Annotated in this window: 1 protein-coding gene; it reads left to right on the top strand. The window is 31.4% G+C overall.

The genetic code is table 11. The features are described from left to right. Positions 1 to 174: 174 nt before the first annotated feature. The gene (locus R3X28_RS19170) at positions 175 to 912 is read left to right on the top strand and encodes a hypothetical protein (protein WP_317666491.1); all 738 of its coding nucleotides are present in this window, start codon (positions 175 to 177) and stop codon (positions 910 to 912) included. Positions 913 to 935: the final 23 nt, after the last annotated feature.

The raw sequence follows: 935 nt of genomic DNA, 5'->3' as shown, positions 1-935 counted from the left end.
ATAAGTGCTAAACCAAAAGGTTTGTATATATTTAGAAAGTCCGCCAAATTTTTAATTTGGCTTTTAAAAAATGATAAGTTAAAAACAAAATATAAAAATTCGGCTCTGTGTTAATCCGAAAAGTTAGTGTCTTTTTGCACGCTACGTTTCATACACAAGACCGTTGTACCACATATGACCAAACCATCTCAAATACTGATTTTAATAATGGTTTCTTTCACTCTAATTAATTGTGAGCAGAAAACCGAACTAACTGAATTGGAATTTGAACAAAAGGTGTTCTACGAATTATTTCCTGAACTTTCGGACAAAATGTATAATGACATTCGACTAATTCCAACGCCACCACCACCTTCACCAAATTATCTGACCGAAAAAGGGTTTGATGCTGAAAATGACTATAATAAAGCACTTGATGATTGGGAAAAGTCAGATGATTATCGAAATAGATTAAATGACTGGAAAAAAAGAAGAGATTCGATAATTACTGACACTACTCTCATTTACATATCTTTTCCTGATTCAATAAACCAATTTGAAAGAGAAGATATGCATGAGCTAATTAATCATTTCAATGACCAAAAACTTGTAGTTGACTCTAAAGACTTTGAATTGAATAGCGGATTTAAAGTGGACTTTGACAATCTAAAGTCGGATAATAAAAAATTAAGATTTAAACCATTATCTGAATTTCCAGAAAGACGTGAATTTTGGACAACTAAATATGATTTTAATTTTCGAGGTTCAATGTCAATTACTCGAATTTTATTTGACAAAACAAAATCTTTCGGAGTGCTGAATACAGGTTTCGTAAAAGGTCGTCTGAATGGAAGTGGTTGTCGAGTTTTTATTCGAAAAGACGAAAATGGAAATTGGGTAATTGATAAAATAAAAGGAACTTGGATTTCTTAAAAAATACGTGGTACAACAACGTG

The sequence above is a fragment of the Maribacter sp. TH_r10 genome (assembly GCF_033101095.1).
Lineage (GTDB): Bacteria > Bacteroidota > Bacteroidia > Flavobacteriales > Flavobacteriaceae > Maribacter_A > Maribacter_A luteus.
This window is presented reverse-complemented; position numbering and strand designations above follow the sequence as displayed.

Excerpts from the sequence above, each read along its gene's own strand:
- R3X28_RS19170 (WP_317666491.1), top strand. The coding sequence starts at position 175 with ATGACCAAACCATCTCAAATACTGATTTTAATAATGGTTTCTTTCACT.